General features: G+C 47.7%; 18 protein-coding genes. 5 read left to right on the plus strand and 13 right to left on the minus strand.

What is annotated here, in order from left to right; genetic code table 11:
- Positions 1-198: 198 nt before the first annotated feature.
- Together NDI44_RS04655 and NDI44_RS04660 are read right to left on the minus strand one after the other, a co-directional pair.
- Complete coding sequence (locus NDI44_RS04655) at positions 199-648, minus strand: anti-sigma regulatory factor (protein ID WP_190412556.1); 450 nt, start codon at positions 646-648, stop codon at positions 199-201.
- A 22-nt stretch (positions 649-670) separates the two neighbouring features.
- Entirely contained in the window at positions 671-1,669 is a 999-nt protein-coding gene (locus NDI44_RS04660; RefSeq protein ID WP_190412557.1) for an anti-sigma factor antagonist, read from the minus strand.
- 486 nt (positions 1,670-2,155) lie between these two features.
- Here NDI44_RS04660 and NDI44_RS04665 point away from each other — a divergent pair, with 486 nt between their 5' ends.
- The gene (locus NDI44_RS04665) at positions 2,156-2,944 is read left to right on the plus strand and encodes a 7-carboxy-7-deazaguanine synthase QueE (RefSeq protein WP_190412558.1); all 789 of its coding nucleotides are present in this window, start codon (positions 2,156-2,158) and stop codon (positions 2,942-2,944) included.
- Between the two features lie 198 nt (positions 2,945-3,142).
- Positions 3,143-4,621 carry an esterase-like activity of phytase family protein gene (locus NDI44_RS04670; RefSeq protein ID WP_190412873.1) on the plus strand — a complete coding sequence of 493 codons (1,479 nt, stop codon included), beginning with the start codon at positions 3,143-3,145 and terminating at the stop codon, positions 4,619-4,621.
- Between the two features lie 158 nt (positions 4,622-4,779).
- Here the strand turns inward: NDI44_RS04670 and NDI44_RS04675 are convergent, their stop codons facing one another.
- From NDI44_RS04675 to NDI44_RS04690, 4 genes are all read right to left on the minus strand, one after another.
- Positions 4,780-5,424 (minus strand): DUF3318 domain-containing protein, encoded by a 645-nt coding sequence (locus NDI44_RS04675; protein WP_190412559.1) that lies wholly within the window; start codon positions 5,422-5,424, stop codon positions 4,780-4,782.
- Positions 5,425-5,507: 83 nt separating this feature from the next.
- Complete coding sequence (locus NDI44_RS04680) at positions 5,508-6,065, minus strand: hypothetical protein (RefSeq protein WP_190412560.1); 558 nt, start codon at positions 6,063-6,065, stop codon at positions 5,508-5,510.
- Between the two features lie 53 nt (positions 6,066-6,118).
- Complete coding sequence (locus tag NDI44_RS04685) at positions 6,119-6,244, minus strand: hypothetical protein (protein WP_277877557.1); 126 nt, start codon at positions 6,242-6,244, stop codon at positions 6,119-6,121.
- A 56-nt stretch (positions 6,245-6,300) separates the two neighbouring features.
- Positions 6,301-6,531, minus strand: coding sequence for a hypothetical protein (locus tag NDI44_RS04690; RefSeq protein WP_190412561.1), 231 nt, complete (start codon positions 6,529-6,531; stop codon positions 6,301-6,303).
- Positions 6,532-6,934: 403 nt separating this feature from the next.
- On the opposite strand from NDI44_RS04690, the gene NDI44_RS04695 reads away from it, so the two are divergent.
- Complete coding sequence (locus NDI44_RS04695; protein WP_339380654.1) at positions 6,935-7,804, plus strand: hypothetical protein; 870 nt, start codon at positions 6,935-6,937, stop codon at positions 7,802-7,804.
- 217 nt (positions 7,805-8,021) lie between these two features.
- On the opposite strand, the gene NDI44_RS04700 is transcribed toward NDI44_RS04695, so the two are convergent.
- The 3 genes from NDI44_RS04700 to bchL all read right to left on the minus strand — a co-directional run bounded on the left by NDI44_RS04700 (position 8,022) and on the right by bchL (position 11,195).
- Complete coding sequence (locus tag NDI44_RS04700) at positions 8,022-9,428, minus strand: ferredoxin:protochlorophyllide reductase (ATP-dependent) subunit N (protein ID WP_190412562.1); 1,407 nt, start codon at positions 9,426-9,428, stop codon at positions 8,022-8,024.
- 290 nt (positions 9,429-9,718) lie between these two features.
- Entirely contained in the window at positions 9,719-10,303 is a 585-nt protein-coding gene (locus NDI44_RS04705; protein WP_190412564.1) for a DUF5331 domain-containing protein, read from the minus strand.
- Positions 10,304-10,328: 25 nt separating this feature from the next.
- Positions 10,329-11,195 (minus strand): ferredoxin:protochlorophyllide reductase (ATP-dependent) iron-sulfur ATP-binding protein, encoded by an 867-nt coding sequence (gene bchL / locus NDI44_RS04710; RefSeq protein ID WP_190412565.1) that lies wholly within the window; start codon positions 11,193-11,195, stop codon positions 10,329-10,331.
- Positions 11,196-12,022: 827 nt separating this feature from the next.
- Between bchL and thiO the strand changes: the two genes are divergently transcribed.
- Both thiO and NDI44_RS04720 read left to right on the plus strand, forming a co-directional pair.
- The gene (gene thiO / locus NDI44_RS04715; RefSeq protein WP_190412566.1) at positions 12,023-14,011 is read left to right on the plus strand and encodes a glycine oxidase ThiO; all 1,989 of its coding nucleotides are present in this window, start codon (positions 12,023-12,025) and stop codon (positions 14,009-14,011) included.
- A 183-nt stretch (positions 14,012-14,194) separates the two neighbouring features.
- Positions 14,195-14,374 (plus strand): ssl1498 family light-harvesting-like protein, encoded by a 180-nt coding sequence (locus NDI44_RS04720; RefSeq protein ID WP_190412567.1) that lies wholly within the window; start codon positions 14,195-14,197, stop codon positions 14,372-14,374.
- 120 nt (positions 14,375-14,494) lie between these two features.
- Here the strand turns inward: NDI44_RS04720 and NDI44_RS04725 are convergent, their stop codons facing one another.
- The 4 genes from NDI44_RS04725 to rpmG all read right to left on the minus strand — a co-directional run bounded on the left by NDI44_RS04725 (position 14,495) and on the right by rpmG (position 18,166).
- Positions 14,495-15,298, minus strand: a complete 804-nt coding sequence (locus NDI44_RS04725; protein WP_190412568.1) for a tetratricopeptide repeat protein — start codon at positions 15,296-15,298, stop codon at positions 14,495-14,497.
- A 181-nt stretch (positions 15,299-15,479) separates the two neighbouring features.
- Complete coding sequence (locus NDI44_RS04730; protein ID WP_190412569.1) at positions 15,480-17,540, minus strand: RNB domain-containing ribonuclease; 2,061 nt, start codon at positions 17,538-17,540, stop codon at positions 15,480-15,482.
- A gap of 129 nt (positions 17,541-17,669) precedes the next feature.
- Entirely contained in the window at positions 17,670-17,885 is a 216-nt protein-coding gene (rpsR, locus tag NDI44_RS04735) for a 30S ribosomal protein S18 (RefSeq protein ID WP_190412875.1), read from the minus strand.
- 86 nt (positions 17,886-17,971) lie between these two features.
- A complete protein-coding gene (gene rpmG / locus NDI44_RS04740; RefSeq protein WP_190412570.1) occupies positions 17,972-18,166 on the minus strand; it encodes a 50S ribosomal protein L33 in 195 nt (64 codons plus the stop codon).
- Positions 18,167-18,216 lie beyond the last annotated feature (50 nt).

An 18,216-nucleotide genomic window follows, 5' to 3' on the forward strand; every position in this document is an offset into this window, starting at 1 on the left:
TATTTAGCACCAAGCTTTTACCTAGTCTAATCGGGGGTTGCGGTATGTTGGTACAATCGCGCATCTTCTTTGAGGAATAATGTGGCTTTTTCTCGGTCTATTTCTCGGTCTATAAGTGCGATCGCGCTTGTAGATGAGATTTCTTCCCAGTTGTCAGAAGCAGCAGCACATCTAGGAGAAAGCGAATACTCTCCAGTTTTAGCGAATTTTTCTTCGCATCAGCAAGCAATTTCGTTCGTCAGGCATCCGCGTGTAATCGAGTTCATCTGTGAATTGTTGCATAAATATCAACCCGCGACCTCCTTCATTCTCCAGGGGGTCAAAATCCTTTTGACCCACCACTTGCAACTTTGATTGCAGCTTGGCTTGCAAGTTAAACGGTTTTCCGTAGTCCCAAATCCGCATTTCCAGATAGCTAATATAGACTTTCACCTCAATCTGTATTGGGGTGGTTGGGGGCAATGAAGAATGAGCGTGGCGAATGACGTTCGTAAACCCTTCAGTCAAGGCTACCTGGGACTGCCACCATAATTCATAGGGCAGTAGCGGTAGAGTAAGTTGCTCAAACCATTGCAAAACTTCTGTTAAAGCATTTAGATCCGTCTCCACCTGAAGGCGGGATTGTGCTATTGGTTGTTCCTTTGTCATTAACAGAAGTAATTGAGGTTTCCTAATAAGCACCACTGTTTTTGCGAAATAAAATTAGGATTGTTTTAACAATTAACTTGAGGTCGTAAATCAGGCTCCAGTTCTCCTGATAGCGCAAATCTAAGCGAATCACATCTTCAAAATTGCGTACTTGCGATCGCCCATTCACCTGCCACTCACCCGTCATTCCTGGTTTCACATCTAAACGCTGCCATTCCGGAACTTCGTATCGTTCTACTTCATCAGGTGTCGGGGGTCTCGTACCGACTAAACTCATCTCCCCTTTCAGGACATTCCAAAACTGCGGCAGTTCATCCAGGCTTGTCTTCCGTAAAATTCGACCCACCCGTGTTACTCGCGGATCGTTTTCATTCTTGAAAAAGGCACCGCTGGCTTGATTCTCGATTTTGTCTTTCAGTGCTTCCGCGTTTACGCACATCGAACGGAATTTCCACACCTGAAACCGTCTTCCCATCCAACCGCAACGGATTTGACTGAAAAAAATCGGGCCTGGATCGTCGAGCTTAATCACAATGACGATGGGAATAAACAAAATTGCCGTAATCCCTAAACCCACCAGCGATCCCACCACATCAATACCACGTTTAATCCACGAGCGGACGGAAGGATGAGTCGTTGGTAGCTGAATTTCTGATTTTTTCCCAGGAGTTGTGGTTGCGCTTTGGCTTGGCGGCTCGATCGTTAAAACTTGATCCAGCCCCGTCATCGCTAACACTGCCATCACTTGAGGATGGACACCCCGAAGTACTAATTCGACTTGTTTCTCCCGCGCTAGCTTTACATTACTGACCAGCGCACCAATACCACTGCTATCAATAAATGTGGTCTGACTCAAATCAAAAACTAATTGCTGGGTATCGGCACTCTCTTGTAAGAATTGCTGACAGCTTTTCTTAAAAGCCACGGCCTCAAGAACAGTAAGGCGAGGGGGTAGCTGGACTACAGGAGTGTCGTTGAAGAACGTAATCCGAAAATCTGCATCGGGGATCGGTCCAACCATGTAAACCTAGTGCTAAGGTGCCATCTTATATTTTGAAAAATATTTGAGATTAGTCAATTCAACTTCATTAAAAGTTTTTGTAAAGAATTATTTTATTGTTTTGATATAATTCTACTTAAATCAAATTCATCGAGTGTCCATAGTAGCACTGAAATAGCGAATTGTACCAAGAATTTTTTAAACTGCTTCTAAGGGTACCAAAGAGCAAACAGCTTGGCGGTGGTTAAAAATTGTAGTTATCGTGAGTTATCCTCAGGGATCGACCGGAATCATCAATATTGACAGAATTATCAAGCGGTGAGAAGGCTGACTGGGAAACCCCCTGCTAAGAGCGATCGCCGTTGGCAGTTGTTGGCAGCACGCGCAGAGCCAAGCATCCTTCCCGCGTGGTTAATCTAGGAATTCAAGGCAGATAATGGGATTAGTAGAACCCTTAGAGTAAACCCAGTCCGGAGCGAACCAGTCGCATCTCAAGTCAGAGCAACAATGACCCCTAAAACTGCCGACTATCCCACTGCGCGGCTAATTGAAGTCTTCTCCGCCATTCAAGGGGAAGGACTGAATGTAGGCACCCGCCAAATATTTATCCGCTTTGCCATCTGCGACCTGCGCTGCCATTTTTGCGACAGTGCCCACACCTGGTTAGCGCCAGATAAGTGTAATGTGGAGCGAACACCTGGGCAAAGAGATTTTGAAACCCACTCCAATCCAGTGTCTAGCTCGGTGTTACTAGAATGGATTGAACGGCAAAATCAACCCGGTTTGCACGACAGCATCAGCCTCACGGGTGGCGAACCGCTGCTTCATGCTCCCTTCCTAGCTAAATTTCTGCCTGTTTTGCGCCACTCCACAGGGTTGCCACTCTACCTAGAAACTGGCGGTCATCGTCCAGAACAACTAGCCCCGATTTTGCCCTTCCTGGACTCTGTAGGCATGGATATGAAGCTGCCTAGCGTCAGTGGAGAACAAAGGTGGGAAGCGCACAGGGAATTTCTCCAGCTTTGCCATGACTCACGGGTTGATAGTTTTGTCAAATTAATTATTTCTAGCCAAACTGAGCCATCTGAGCTGGAACAGGCATCTGAATTGGTGGCAGCAGTTAGCCCTGCTATCCCGGTGTTTTTACAGCCAGTAACACCCCTACAAATGCCCCATCATCTGCCAGTGTTTGCCCCAACCCCCGCGCAGGTTTTGGAGTGGCAGGCATTAATGAAGCGAAGTCTCAAACAAGTGCGAGTTGTGCCACAGACTCACAAAATGCTGGGTCAACTTTAGAATTGTTCATGGTTCATCAGGAATTCTCAGGAACCACGAATCCTGATTAGTAAATTTGTGTAGTTGAATAAAGAATTGATGAAGAACCGGAATACTTATGTGAAATTACTGTGTGGAAGACCGCTTTAAAGTTATCTTTAACCAGCTTTTAAAGTAACCGTCTGATGCTCGTGATAGTAAACGTTCTGAGGCTAAGACATTATGAAAGCAAAGCATTGGCTTTGGACGGTTAGTTGCTCGCTGGCGCTCTCTACGCTCTCTATCACGGCAAATACCACCTCTACTTATGCAGCTTCCCTGGTTAATACTCTGGCGATTCCGGGGGAAAGTACGGATCTATTCCCGACTAATGGCGGCAATGGTGGTGCTAACATCAATCGCTTAGGTTTTTTCTCGGATCTATATTACGATCGCTACGAGAATGTGTACTACGGTTTGGGCGATCGCGGTCCAGGAGGCGGTGTACTTTCCTACGAAACCCGAGTTCAGAAATTTTCGCTGGATGTTGACCCAAACACGGGGACGATTAGCAACTTTAAGCTGCTGAAGACCATTTTATTTACTAAGGACGGTGAGAACTTCAACGGGTTGAACCCCCAGTTACTCAACGGCGATACCGGAATTCTGGGTCTTAGCTTCGATCCAGAAGGCTTTGCAGTTGCACCCAACGGCAACTTCTACGTTTCAGACGAGTATGGACCCTCTGTTTACGAGTTCACTTCGACTGGTTCGTTCATCCGGGCCTTTGCCACTCCAAGCAACATACTTCCTCTAGCTGGAAGTGTTCCCAACTATGTCGATGGTCGCCCAATCCTTACTAGCGGTCGCCAGGATAACCGAGGCTTTGAGGGAGTGACTCTTAGCCCAGACGGTAAAAAACTGTATGCGATGCTGCAAGACCCGCTCGTAACTGAGGGAAGTCCCGATGGACGACGCAGCCAGAACTTGAGAATTGTGGAGTTTAATACGGCAACAGGTGATAGCGTTGCCCAATATATTTACCAGCTAGAAAGTCTTGCCGCTATTAACGATCGCATTCCCGGAACTGATGACGATTTTGGGCAGAATTCTCAAGGTCGTAATATTGGCATTAGCGCCATTACCGCCCTTAATAACAATGAGTTCCTAGTACTGGAACGCGATAATCGCGGCGTGGGCGAAGCCGATCCTCTAAGTAAAGCCCCAGTCGCCAGTAAGCGGGTTTACAAAATTGATCTCACAGGTGCCACAGATGTCAGCAACATCAGCTTGATAGGTACAAATACTTTACCATCTGGCGTAATACCTGTTAGCAAGTCTCTGTTTTTAGATGTTGCAGCGCAGCTGAAGGCGAGTGGTCAAGTAATCCCTGAGAAGTTGGAAGGTTTGACAATCGGGCCTAAGCTAACGGATGGTTCCTACGCAATTATCCTTGGCACGGATAACGACTTTAGTGTGACTCAGGGGAATGCTGGTCAGCAGGATGTTTGCACAGATGGTACAGCCTTTACTCTCGTATCTATTGATAGCGGCTGTCCCGCCGGACAAAAATTACTTCCAGGCTACCTCTACTCGTTCAAAGCTAGTGCTACAGAGTTAGAGGGGTTTGTACCTCCGGAAAAAGTGCCAGAACCAGCGGCAACGGCTGGATTAATGCTACTGGGTTTTGGCGGTTTGTTGCTTAAGCGGCGGCAATAAAAAGGCAATGTAAACATTGCCCAAATTCGGGTGTAGCTTTGGTACACCCGAATTTGGGGAAAGACAGGCACTCATGTAAAACAGAAGAATTCCTCAATCTCGTTACTCAGCTTACGCCTGGTAACGAAGATTTGGATGCGATCGCATCGGAAGAGTCTTTATACTGAGTCCTCGCGTGCGCCTTTGACTTTAGCTTTGGCTTTGGCAGCACTACGCTTGAGGGCAGAAAGCCGCGTTTCGTATTTGCTCCGTTGCCTTTTGTTTGGGGTTAGCTCTAGCAAAGCTTTCAAAGCGCTACCCAAACTTTTGTAGGCGTTGGGGAGGGAGTAACCAAAGCGGGTGGCAAGCGCGATCGCTTTTTCATCCGCTTCAATCATCTCCTTTACCTGCTTCTCTCCACTATTTTTTTGATACAATCTCCAGCCTGAGACACCACACAATGCCAAGGCTAATATCAACAGCAAGCCATCCTGCACCCACAGTTCGCCGACAGCACCGCCTAAACCAATTGCAAGCGCTGCCATTTCCCAGCCATCTCTGGGGATGGTGTCGTTTTGAATTCGGGCGACTTCGTGCCAAAACAGTAAATTCCGCTGATCGAGTGCTAGCTGATCCCATTTCACTAGATCAATTTGAACCTCAATTTGATCCTTGCCAATTTCTTCACAGCGGATCAGGGGTGGATTCACTTCAGTCGTTCCTTCGACTGTTACCCAGCTTTGCAATTCTGGCGGCAGTAAGGTTTTTAACCGCCGGAGTTCGCTCATCTCAGCTCTAGCAGAAGAGGTTGCATAGGATGTCATAGTCGTCCAGCCCCAGGAAATTCGCTTTTCAATCGTAAGGTTATTACTTTGGAGTATAGCGATCTTCGTGCCCGGATTCAGATTCACTCAGATGGGAATAGTCCCCGCTTCTTACGCGCTTCCATCGCTCTCTCCAGCATTTGCAGTAATCCAGGAGCTTCTTCTTGAAGGGTAAGCAGTAGCCTTTCTCCCAATTCTCGATCGCCTGGATCTTTGCCGGTTTCCATCACCTCTTTCAGTCGAGGCATCGCTACATTATCAATAATTTGAATTAAACCTGACAAACAACGGTTGAATTGTTTTTCGGTAAGACTTGAATCTTCTAAGGGAAACTCAATGATGGCACGAATTTCGCCATCGTTTGGGTCATATTCCCATTGCAGCATTTTGGTTTCCCAGGAAATGCACAGCATTGTCTGGAGGATCGCTTCTTTGTAAGGATGATCTTTAACTCCAGATATAACTTGGGGCGCAAATACCTTGAAAAATTCCCCATCCTCATCCAGCTGGACAACAATCAAGAATTCGTCTACGTTTTCAGCTTGTACACCCGTCAGAATCCGGTACGCTTCTTCGTCAATATGATATTTCCAACCTTGATTGTCTAGATACGTGGCAATCTGTCGTAAAGTAGCGCCCATGACAGCCTCGCTGCGTCAGGTGGAGCAGGAATAACACGACACAGTATAACGTGCTATCTGACAACGGCATAGAGAAAGCCGTCTTTAGTTAGGGCTTGGGGCGATCGCTTGCTTCTAACGCTGTTCCGATCGGGGTTTGGGTTGGAGCTAGGATAGCGATCGCGTCTTTTGTTTCTCAAGCAATTTTGCTCCGAAAAACCCAATGCCAGATGCCTGCGGTACAGTTCAAATTTGCCTAGCGCTGGTAGGAACGACCGCCAAGATAGAGTGCTGCTGCGAGGGCGATTCCAGGTAATGTAATGACTGCTGCCAATGGAGAACGTAACCAACTCGCTTGCTCGTACCGTTCTCGATAATAAGTAGACCTAAGCGAACAGGGTTGAGCGGAACTGACTGAACCCAACAAAATGCTACTAGCGATCGCAGTGCTAGAAGCGATCGTAACCAAAGATAATTTTGTTTTCATACAGTTTTTTCTCCTACCGCGTTTTAGTGCAGGGAACGATCCTGAGCGATCGCCCAAAGTTTCATTTAATTCTAGCTGCCTCTGACTAAACTGGGGTTGAATGCTACGCAAGTGCAAAAAAGGGGAGTGCGATCGCTCTAACTCAGACAAGCTAAAACTAAAGTGGGTTTTGTAACTGTACAACCCTTCCGGAAGGCTTTGTAGCACTTCAAGCCAGTACGTCTTCTGACACAAATGCCTTTTCCCATCTAATTCGCACAGTCAAACTACCAACTGAAAACTGAAGAACTAACAAAAGCTTGGAAAGCATTTATTGATGGTGCCATGCAATTAGGTTGAAATTCAGTATTACTCCTGAATCGGAGCGTCTTTGAGGGCTGTTAAAATACCCAGCAGTTTAGCTGTGTATATTGATATGAACTTAGAGCGATCGCTCATGAAGCTAGCCAATGCCGTATCTAAGCTTAATGAACTTTCATCAATGGAAATTTGTACTGAACCAGGATGTACTAAACAAGTTTCTAAACCAGGTCATAAATTGTGTTATGAGCATTGGAAGGCTAACAACACTCAAGCGTCACCCACACCAAGACCTAAACCGAAGCCTCAGCCATCGTCTTCCCCATCGCTGTTGTCCGCTACCAGCATCAGCGAGAAACTGGCAATACCCAAGCACAAAGTTAATCCCATTTTGGCTGAATTAGGATTGTTGAGCAAAGACCAGAACGGCTGGGTTGCTACCAAGTTAGGAATTAACTTCGGTGCGGTGCAAAAAACTTATTCGCAAGACGGCACGCTATACGTTCTCTGGTCTGAGTCGATTCTGACGAATCAAGCGTTCCTCACGACTATCCAAAGTATCAATGGTGATAGTTTAGAAACAAGTACCAAGGAAGCAACCAGCGAACAAGGGTTTCGCGAGAAGTTTCGGGCTAGCGCCCAGCATCGCACCACTGATGGGCATTGGGTTCGATCAAAGGCTGAAGCTCTGATTGATAATTGGTTGTATGTTTCGGGAATCGTTCATGCTTACGAACGACGACTACCCATTGAGGAAGAAGCGTACTGTGACTTTTATCTTCCATCAGGGAGAGTGTATATCGAGTATTGGGGATACGACAACGATCAAGAGTATGCGGCACGTAAGCGAGTTAAGCAGGAGCTATATCAGAAGTACCAGCTCAACTTAATCGAATTATCGGATGAACATATTAAGAATTTGGATGATTGCCTACCCAGAATATTACTGAAGTTTGGTGTAGTTATTAGTTAAAGAACTCATATAGTTATCCTGTGTTTGCGATCGCTTCCTCTCTTCCTTCGCGTCCTCTGTAGTTGGGTAAAAAAGCGATCGCAATTCGACCCTTCTATCAAGATGACCTAACTTTACTGAGAAAAGTAATAGGAGCGATCGCATCTAGATCGCTCCTACTATTGATTATCTCTTACACCCCTCAGCTAAAAGCGGAGAGAGGCAAGGGATGAGGTTCTTAAATCTTCGCTTCTTCCCTCACTAACTTATCCCAACCCAAATCTTTAAGGTTGTTATTCCGGCGCAGCGGACGAGTCACCAATTCCAGGATGTCACGAGCATTTGTAAAGCCGTGAATCTGAGCAAAAGTGAACTCAACCGACCATTTAGTGTTAATCCCCCGTGCTTCTAACGGGTTGGCGTGAGCCATACCAGTAATCACCAAATCTGGCTTGAGTTCGTAAATACGCTGAATTTGGTTATAGTTGTCTGGCTTCTCCACAATCCTAGGCGTTGGTACACCCATTTCGTGGCAAGTTTTTTCTAGCAGCGCCAACTCAGCGGCTTGATAACGCTTATCCATGTAGGGGATGCCGATTTCTGGGCAAGTCATGCCGCAGCGCACCAGGAAACGAGCTAGGGAGATTTCCAGCAAGTTATCGCCCATGAAAAAGACAGATTTGCCGCGAATCAACTGGACGTAGTCTTCCAGATTTTCCCAGATTTGAGCTTCCCGCTCATCTAGCCCTTTGGGTTCAATCCCGAACACCGAGCAGATTTTCTCAATCCAGGCGCGGGTGCCATCGGGACCAATGGGGAAGGGTGCGCCGATGAGTTTGCACTTGCGGCGACGCATCAGCGTAGTGGCGGTGCGGCTGAGAAAGGGGTTCATGCCAGAGACGTAGTAGCCTTCTTCTAAAACTGGCAATTCGGTGTAACGCTTGGATGGTAACCAACCAGAAACTTTAATGCCTTGCTTTTTCAGTTCCAGTGTCAGATTGGTAACAACTGGATCGGGGAGAGAACCGAAGAGAACCAGTGGCGGATGCTTGACATATTCCGATTCATCGGCGGCAACATCTTCTTTTTTCTTGCCGAAGTTGAGCAGAGAAGCGATCGCATTCCTTTCTTTCTTCTCAGTTTCTACCACGGGCGCTTTATCGGGACAACGGGCAGCCATCGCCGCCAGTACGGTGTCTTCCCCTTGGGTGAAGGCGTAGTCTAAACCATTGGCACGAGCCGTCACAATGGGGATGCCAATTTCGGATTCTAGCTTGGGTGCCAAGCCTTCCAAATCCATTTTGATGATTTCGGTGGTGCAGGTGCCAATCCAAACAATGACGCTGGGGTTGCGATCGCGCTTAATTTGCAAACACAGCCGCTTCAACTCTTCATAGTCATTCAACTGAGCGGAGATATCTCCTTCTTCCAACTCAGCCATCGCGTAGCGGGGTTCTGCAAAAATCATCACCCCCATCGCGTTTTGTAAGAAGTAGCCACAGGTTTTTGTGCCAATAACTAAGAAGAAACTATCTTCTATCTTTTGGTACAACCAAGCTACGCAGCTGATGGGACAAAATGTATGATAATTTCCAGTTTCACACTCAAAATTAAGCGCTTCCGGTTCTGTATTAGCAAGGGTCATAGTAAAGGGTTCCTCTCAAATTTTTAATTGATTGTTAGTCAAAAGGTAATTAGTTATTAGTCATTCCAGAGACAAAGAAATTTTGACTTAATGACTCATAACTATTGACAAATTACTCAGGATCTGGGATTAGAGCGACAATCTCTGCATCCTTAACCTTCATTTGCAGTAGCGATCCAGGAACGATTCGTTTGAAAATATTCCAACCACTTCTGCTTCAAAGCAGATGTAAAGTTTTCAAAAAAAGTCATACTTTCTGTTAGCTCATCCTGCCAATACTGGGTTAACTTTTAGCGCTGCCAAGGAAAGCGATGCTTTTTATAAACTCCCTCGCAAGATTCATCCACCTTAGCAGCGATACGACTGGCTGATTGAGCAACATTGACAGCAGCCGGAGGTAGCATTCTGACTTCCTCTGTATCTGTTTTTTCAGCCGATAGTGCCTCTAGCTCATCGTCGGGAGCCGCCGGTATTGCCTCTAGCTCATCGTCGGGATCGAAGTCTAGCCCAAAGCTCGCCACAATTCGGTCGGGGTCTGCATTGAGGTCCACAATCAGGGGAAGCATCTCATTAAATTGCGGGTCTAGAGTCGATAGCGTCGCCAAAATGAAGCTGGAGGTAGGGCGTCTTTGTCCTTCAGATGTCACCCAGACTTGCAGACGATTGAGCCAGTGGTGATTTTTTCGATAGTAGTCTAGCCATTTGGCTCTGACCGATTCCCGTAGCTGCTCAGGACGTAGTTGCTCAGGACGTAGCTGCTCAGGACATAGCTGCTCGGTGTTCACAGTTGGGCTTGATGCTGATGCTGGTGAAAATAATTTGGTTTGGAGAATGGTGCATAACAATACGCACGTCAAGATTGACACTAAAAGCATTGATCCATTCTCCATCCTTAGCTCCCTAAACCATCATCATATCTAGCTCTTGTTCTTCAGTCTTCACCTCTGGCTTGGTGGGATTGAGGTAGAAATCAGACAGCAAGGAGAACAACTCGCGGTCTGGAGCATCGTTCGGCACAACACCCTCTGGACGCGCCAGAATTTGGTCGGCAATGTTGAGGTAGTAATCGCAGACGTAGTTGAGCGAGGGGTCAGTCTCTGCCATTTCAAACAGAGTTTTGCCCTTAACACGGGAAACGCGAATGTCTTCAATCAGCGGCAACACTTCCAGCACTGGCATCGGTACCGCAGAAATGTATTTCTCGATCAGGTCGCGCTTAGCAGTGCGGTTGCCAATCAATCCGGCGAGACGCAGGGGGTGAGTCCGAGCTTTTTCACGGACAGAAGCGGCAATCCGGTTGGCTGCAAACAAGGCGTCAAAGCCATTGTCAGTGACAATCAAGCAGTAGTCCGAATAGTTGAGGGGAGCTGCAAAGCCACCGCATACCACGTCACCGAGTACGTCAAACAGAATGATATCGTACTCATCGAAGGCGTTCAGTTCCTTGAGTAACTTCACGGTTTCGCCTACCACGTAACCGCCGCAACCGGCACCAGCTGGGGGACCCCCTGCTTCTACGCAATCAACGCCGCCATAGCCTTTGTAGATGACATCTTCAGCCCAGACATCTTCGTAGTGGTAGTCCTTTTCTTGAAGCGTGTCGATAATTGTGGGAATCAGGAAGCCGGTCAGGGTGAAGGTGCTGTCGTGCTTGGGGTCACAGCCAATTTGCAGGACTTTCTTGCCGCGCTTGGCTAGAGCCACAGAGATATTGCAGCTGGTTGTGGATTTGCCGATTCCGCCTTTTCCGTATACTGACAGTTTCACGCGCTTCGTCTCCTATAGTTTCATTTCAAACCAGGATGGTTGTCTTTGGTGTTAGGCAGGGCATGAATAAAGTCGCTGCCGAAGAAAGCCAGCCGTAGATTGCTTTTTATCTGGGTATGAACTGCATTATTGTCCAACTGCCGCAGAAAATAAAGGGGATGGAGGAATGGATTAGGTACTAATCGCGATTATTGAGAAGATAGATAAGTTTTTAATGTTTTCCGTTTCCTAAAAATGCTTATAAAGCTGCAATTTAAATTTTTAAGAGGTTTTGTACTCTCCTAATTAATAATGTGGAACAAAAGACAAAAAGCTCGGGGCGAAGAGAAGACGCTCACGCTACAACGTGAAACCGATAATTTGAGGCTATTTAGGACTCTGCGAACAACGGCGCTCGTCGAGAAAGTCTTAAACTGTACCTATAACTCGGATTGACTTCGCCTAATCGGCTACACGGCCTGAAGCAGATGGCTAGTTAAAAGGGTCACAGAGGCATCTGCAAGTAAAGTGGGGATTTTGATGAATAATTATTAATTTTTGAGAGACTGTTTTCTAGGAATCCGAGTTGAGTTCACAGTCAGGGAGAAGATCGCAGAGGGGCGGGAAGAGGCTAACATCAATCACCGAAAGGGGAGGAGGGATGGTTTTGCGGAGCGCCTGGTGTTCCGAAGCAATCCGTCGCCATGACCAAGACTAAAGCGATCGCTACCGCTCATTGGCAACGCTTCTTGACTAGGCTTAAATTAGGACGCCATTTTTTCTAAGGCGTATGCGTTGATTTATGGAAAGCCTTAGAGTCGGATTTAAGTGAAAGCGGCTATATCTATATGAATACAGAAACTGACATTCTCATCATCGGCGGCGGTGCGATTGGCTTAGCGATCGCCCTCGAACTTCGCTTACGGGGGGCAACCGTCACCGTCTTGTGCCGCGACTTCAACTCCGCAGCGGCTCATGCTGCTGCTGGAATGCTAGCACCCCAAGCAGAAGGGATTCCGACGGGCGCAATGCTGGATTTATGTCGGCGGAGTCGGGATTTGTATCCGGACTGGGCAAGCAAACTGGAAGCGATCGCAGGGGTATCTATCGGCTACTGGCCTAGTGGCATCTTGGCACCCGTTTATCTCAGTCCTCAGTCCTCAGCCCTCAGTCCTCACTCCTCAGCACATTGGTTAGATAAAGATGCAATCCATCAAATTCAACCCGGACTGGGTTCAGATGTTGTTGGTGGTTGGTGGTATCCCGAAGATGGTCAAGTAGACAATCGGGCTTTAGTTCAAGCCTTGCGGGTGGCAGTGAGGGAATTAGGTGTAGATATCCGTGAAGGCGTGGCAGCTGAAGCCCTCCAGCAACAGAACCGGAGAATCAACTGCGTCAGAACAGCATCTGGGGATTTTCGCGCTCAACACTATGTCTTAGCCACCGGGGCTTGGTCAAATGAATTATTGCCAATTCCGGTCAGCCCGAAAAAGGGTCAAATGTTGTCCGTGCAAGTGCCTGGTGGCAGCCAGGAGGGATTGCCTCTCAAGCGGGTGCTGTTTGGTGAGGAAATCTACATCGTGCCGCGTCGGAATGGACAACTGATCGTGGGAGCCACTAGCGAGGATGTGGGATTCACACCCCATAACACTCCAGCCGGAATCAGAACCTTACTGGAAAGCGCGATTCGGCTTTATCCCGCCTTGCAGAACTTTCCCGTCCAAGAATTTTGGTGGGGATTTCGACCGGCGACACCCGATGAGTTGCCGATTCTCGGTTCTAGCGCCTGCGAGAATTTAACGCTGGCAACGGGTCATTACCGCAACGGAATTTTGCTGGCACCCGTGACGGCTTCCTTAGTGGCAGACCTGATTTGGGAGCAAAAGTCCGATCCCCTGTTAGACCATTTTCACTACTCCAGGTTCTACGCTGGATCTAAACCCATCAATGCAACCCCCAAAATGCTTCAAATAAGCCATCCTTCTGAATCCGGGAGAATTCAAGGCTCGTCCCTACAGATGAATCATTCCTTGGAAACCCTGCCATCCGATCCTTTAATTATTGCGGGTCGGACTTTTCGCTCTCGCCTGATGACTGGTACCGGCAAGTATCGCAGCATCGAAGAAATGCAGCAAAGTATTGCTGCTAGCGGTTGCGAAATTGTGACAGTGGCGGTGCGCCGGGTACAAACAAAAGCGCCCGGACATGAAGGGCTGGCTGAAGCGCTGGATTGGACAAAAATCTGGATGCTACCCAACACTGCTGGCTGCAAAACCGCTGAAGAGGCGATTCGAGTGGCGCGTCTGGGGCGGGAGATGGCAAAACTTTTGGGTCAAGAAGACAATAACTTTGTCAAGTTAGAGGTGATTCCTGACTTAAAGTATCTCCTGCCCGACCCAATTGGCACTTTGGGAGCGGCAGAGCAACTGGTGAAGGAAGGCTTTGCGGTTCTGCCTTATATCAATGCTGACCCGTTACTGGCTAAACGATTGGAAGAGGTTGGCTGTGCGACGGTGATGCCTTTGGGTTCTCCGATTGGTTCCGGACAGGGCATCAAGAATGCAGCGAATATTGAAATCATTATTGAGAATGCTGGGGTGCCGGTGGTGGTGGATGCCGGACTGGCTACGCCCAGTGAGGCAGCGCAGGCAATGGAGATGGGGGCTGATGCCGTGTTGATCAATAGTGCGATCGCTGGGGCAAAAAATCCAGCCGCGATGGGTCGCGCAATGGCTCTGGGTGTTGAGGCTGGGCGTCTCGCCTATCAAGCCGGACGAATCCCTGTAAAAGTCTACGCCAACCCCAGTTCTCCCCTGACTGGCACGATTACCAGTTAAAGGCTAAAGGGGCTGAGGAGAATGTAAGTTCAACCTCTCCTTGGCACCCCTGCACTTAGTCGGTACCAAGATTCTCTCCTCTGGTGGAAGTAGTGTAAATAATTCATGCAAAAGATAGAGTACATTGACCCGATTCTTTGTTACAATTATTTACAAAATAAATCCTAGATAAGGATATCATTCATGCGATATACAACCGAAGACGGCGGACGTTTGAACAATTTTGCAGTAGAACCAAAAGTTTACAAAGCAGAACCGCCAACCCAGGATCAAAAGCGCAACTATCTCTTCATGGGAATTGGCGCGATCGCTTTGCTTAGCAGCTTAATATTTGTTGCTATTTCGGCATCCAATGTAGGCTAAGCACCCACCTGATACTTTTCAGGAACGGGTGAAATAAGGCAAAAGTAAAAAGTTAAACGTAAAAAGAAACAGAATTTCGTTTTTTTGTCTTTTGCCTTCTACTTTGAATTGAACATAGGTTTACCGTTGAAGGTTTTTTGTCGCTTCTAGGGCGTCTTGGTAACTTTCTGTTCTTCCTTGGGACTTGAAAAGGTCTGCGGATTTCTTAAAATCTGCAACTGCGGCTTGACGATTATTCAATCGTAAGTAGGTGATTGCGCGGTTGTAATAGGCTTCAGCAAATTTAGAATCTAAATTTACCGTCTGAGTATAATCGTCAAGCGCTTTGGCATGTTGTCCTAGCCGGTTGTAAGCTAAACCCCGATTGTAATAAGCTCTGGCATTCTTGGGGTCGATTTGTAAAGCTTGGTTAAAATCGGCAATTGCGGCTTGAGTTTCTCCTAGATCGTCGCGAGCATTGCCTCGGTTAATATAGACACTTGCATCTTTGGGATTGAGTCGGATCGCCTCTGTAGAATCAGCGATCGCTTGTTGATAATTTTCGAGAAGATAGTAGGAATATCCCCGGTTGCCGTAAGCATTTCCGTACTCAGGATTAATCCGAATCGCCTCAGTGTAATCTGCGATCGCTTGCTGATAAGCTCCGAGGATGTGACGGGCATACCCCCGGTTGTAATAAGACTCTGCATCCTGGGGAGCAAGACGGATCGCTTCGTCAAAGTCTGCGATCGCCCCCTCATAATCACCGGCGTCTAGTTTATCAACGCCCCGGTTGTATAAATCAACCGCGCTCATCGTTGCCTTATTATTATCAGCAGCACTCAGTAACTGGCTGGGCGGCAACTGAGCGTAGACAGCAGTAGGAATTCCACCAATTACTGTGGTGATTCCGACAATGGCGATAGTTTTGCGAATGTTATTCATAGCTTGTCTTTTCTCGCCCCGCTGGAAAGGACTGAGGACTGAAAGCTGAAGACCGATCGTTGAGGTAAAAAATAAACATCAGGGGAAACGTGAAATCTATTTTCTGTTTCTTCCTCTTGAGGTAGTCCTCAGCACTATTTTCTCACTCAGTCCTGTCGAATCAATCCTTTGCACTATTTTTTTACGTGCCCGCTGGCTGAGCTTCCTGATCGATAAGCTGGCGGAACTGAATGACATCTTGCCGGGGATCGGCATGGCTGACTCGGACTTCTAAGCGATCGCCAAGTGCCACTGAGTGGGTGAACCGCATCGCCAACTCTAATCCCAAATCTTCTAACAAAATTAATCCTAATCGGTCATCTTCTCGCAACCATCGCAGCATCAGCGCTTGCCAAACCTGATCGCCATGACGCCGCAGGTACTCTAACCCCCAATAACGATTTGTCTGGCGTTCTACTAACCTTGCTTCTTGGGAGGCGGTGCCGATACCCAGCATAACTTCTTGTAACTCTTGCGCTGAGAATGGCGTGGGTTCGCCGCGTAAATGCGCCTTTATTTGGAAATGCGCCAGCAAGTCGCTGTAGCGGCGGATTGGAGATGTTACCTGAGCGTAGGTTTCTAGCCCCAAACCGGCGTGTCGTCCCGGCGTGAGGCTCATTTCGCTACGAGGCATACATCCCCGCATTGCACAAAATCTCACAGGTCCTGCGGGCAGCTGCAATAGTTCCTCTTCTGAGGGAAGTTCGGGTTGGGGTTGACTGCGAAAGGGCAGAGGAATATTGTGAGTTTTGCCGTAATGGGCAGCCACTTCACCCGTGAGAATCATCATCTCTGCCACCAATTGCCGTGCGGGTGAGTCTTCCAAAATTTCAATGATGATTTCATCACCATTGACTTTAATCATCGCCTCTGGCATATGGATGTTAATCGATCCTTGGGACTGCCGCCATGATTGGCGACGTTTCGCCCAAGAAGCGATCGCTGTTATCTCTGGTTCTGCCTGGATACCCAGTTGCAGCATCTCATCCACATCGTCGTAAGTCAGGCGATAGGTCGGCTTAATTAAGCTGGCACTTATGCAATAGTCCTCTACGGCACCTTTTTCATCCAAAAGCACGCCAAAGCTCAGCGCCCAACAAATTTTTCCTTGCACTAAGCTCATCGGCCCGGTTGCCAAACTCGGCGGGAACATCGGAATCATCCCCGTCGGTAAATACAACGTTGTGGTACGCCGTCTAGCTTCTAAGTCTAATTCATCTCCTGGGGAAACCAAGCGCGAGGGGTCGGCAATGTGTATCCAAAGCCGCTGACGCCCATCGGCGAGGGTTTCCATACTCAATCCATCGTCTATTTCCTTTGTACTTTCATCATCAATCGTGTACACCTTCAAATGAGTCAGATCTAATCGGTGCTCATCCGAATCGTTCGGCGCGAACTCAGCATACTGCTTAGCCACTTCTATCACCTTGTCTGGAAAGTGAACGGGGATCTGACTGCGCCGCAGATATAGATTTTCGTGAGGACTCCACAATCCCAAATCCACCAGCAGTTGAAACGCAGCTTGGGGAGTTCCAGGGCGTCCAAGCTCGCTCATTGTTTCCAAAACAGGTGCTGGAGGGGGATAGGCGCGATTCAGAGATTCTTGATTGAGTCCAGCACGAACGACATCTGTCAACAGAGCCGCATATTTTTCAATGGCTTCCAGGCGTTGACGTTCGCGGCGTTCCCACTCTACCTGTTCGCCAGCCAGCGCCTTTTGCACGCGCTCTACAAATTCTTGCCGCCGCAAGAGCCGTTCTTTTTCGACTTCTATCTGATGTTTTAGTTCTGCTACCTGAGTAGCAGGACGCGGCTCGTAGCGATCGCCTTTTTGCTTGAAATAAAGTCTATCTTCAGATAGCAAATAGTACGCTGCGTAACATAGGGGGGCACTTTTGTCAGAAAACAGCACTGACGCCATTTCCACATCTGTAACGCTCGTTCCATCCTCTACCAATAATTCCCATGCTACCTCCAAGCCAGTTGGGTCCAGATAGGGCTGTACCTCTTGGAGGAAGCTGGAAATTTGTGCAGGTTTATAGCTTTCACCTGCAATCTTATAGGTCATTTGTCGGGGATGGATGGTGTGGGATTGACCTTTCTCGTCTACCACAATCCAGTGCGTTTTGCCTTCTTGACGTTCTGCAACAGCAAGACGCCGCTCTCCATGCAGCCGAAACTCAATTAACGTTCCTTTCTCCACAAGTTTTTGGCTTACGCAGTAGCATTCATTGGACAGCCCATCTATCTACCAGTTTAGCGGCGTGGCGATTGTAAATTGTAGATTTTCGATCTAAGTCCAAAATCCACCCATCCCCAATCCAAAATTGAGTTAACCTTCAGGGTTAATAAAGGGCAACAGAGCCAAAAGGCGTGCCCGCTTAATTGCTACGGTTAAATCTCGTTGTTGCTTTGCTGTTAAACCTGTAATTCGGCGAGGCAGTATTTTACCCCGCTCTGTAATAAATTTCCGCAACAAATCGACATCTTTGTAGTCGATGGGTTCGTCTGGTTTAATTGGGGAAAGGCGGCGACGGAAGTAAGTCATCGTTGGTGATTCGTTGTTAATTGTCAGCACTCAGCACTCAGCAGTCATTGGTCATTAATCAAAAACTAATGACTCAGGACTGATGATTACTTAATTTCTTTGTGGACGGTATGTTGGTTGCAGTGGGTGCAAAACTTTTTCAGTTCAATCCGCGCCGTCGTGTTCCGGCGGTTCTTGGTGGTTGTGTATCGGGAAACACCCGGCGATCGCTTGGCGATGTTGGTGCGACAGTCGGTGCATTCCAACGTCACAATCAGGCGCGCCCCCTTCTTACTTGCCATAATGCTATTTCTACAAAATTCAAGAGGACAAAATTAAACACAAACCAATA

Origin of the sequence: Trichocoleus sp. DQ-A3, from assembly GCF_039961975.1 — a bacterium.
Classification (GTDB): domain Bacteria; phylum Cyanobacteriota; class Cyanobacteriia; order Cyanobacteriales; family FACHB-T130; genus FACHB-T130.

Bases quoted from the DNA above. Each gene is read 5' to 3' on its own strand.
- NDI44_RS04655 (WP_190412556.1), bottom strand. From the start codon at position 648: ATGACAAAGGAACAACCAATAGCACAATCCCGCCTTCAGGTGGAGACG.
- NDI44_RS04660 (WP_190412557.1), bottom strand. From the start codon at position 1,669: ATGGTTGGACCGATCCCCGATGCAGATTTTCGGATTACGTTCTTCAAC.
- NDI44_RS04665 (WP_190412558.1), top strand. From the start codon at position 2,156: ATGACCCCTAAAACTGCCGACTATCCCACTGCGCGGCTAATTGAAGTC.
- NDI44_RS04675 (WP_190412559.1), bottom strand. From the start codon at position 5,424: ATGACATCCTATGCAACCTCTTCTGCTAGAGCTGAGATGAGCGAACTC.
- NDI44_RS04680 (WP_190412560.1), bottom strand. From the start codon at position 6,065: ATGGGCGCTACTTTACGACAGATTGCCACGTATCTAGACAATCAAGGT.
- NDI44_RS04690 (WP_190412561.1), bottom strand. From the start codon at position 6,531: ATGAAAACAAAATTATCTTTGGTTACGATCGCTTCTAGCACTGCGATC.
- NDI44_RS04700 (WP_190412562.1), bottom strand. From the start codon at position 9,428: ATGACCCTTGCTAATACAGAACCGGAAGCGCTTAATTTTGAGTGTGAA.
- NDI44_RS04705 (WP_190412564.1), bottom strand. From the start codon at position 10,303: ATGCTTTTAGTGTCAATCTTGACGTGCGTATTGTTATGCACCATTCTC.
- thiO (WP_190412566.1), top strand. From the start codon at position 12,023: ATGAATACAGAAACTGACATTCTCATCATCGGCGGCGGTGCGATTGGC.
- NDI44_RS04720 (WP_190412567.1), top strand. From the start codon at position 14,195: ATGCGATATACAACCGAAGACGGCGGACGTTTGAACAATTTTGCAGTA.
- NDI44_RS04725 (WP_190412568.1), bottom strand. From the start codon at position 15,298: ATGAATAACATTCGCAAAACTATCGCCATTGTCGGAATCACCACAGTA.
- rpsR (WP_190412875.1), bottom strand. From the start codon at position 17,885: ATGACTTACTTCCGTCGCCGCCTTTCCCCAATTAAACCAGACGAACCC.
- rpmG (WP_190412570.1), bottom strand. From the start codon at position 18,166: ATGGCAAGTAAGAAGGGGGCGCGCCTGATTGTGACGTTGGAATGCACC.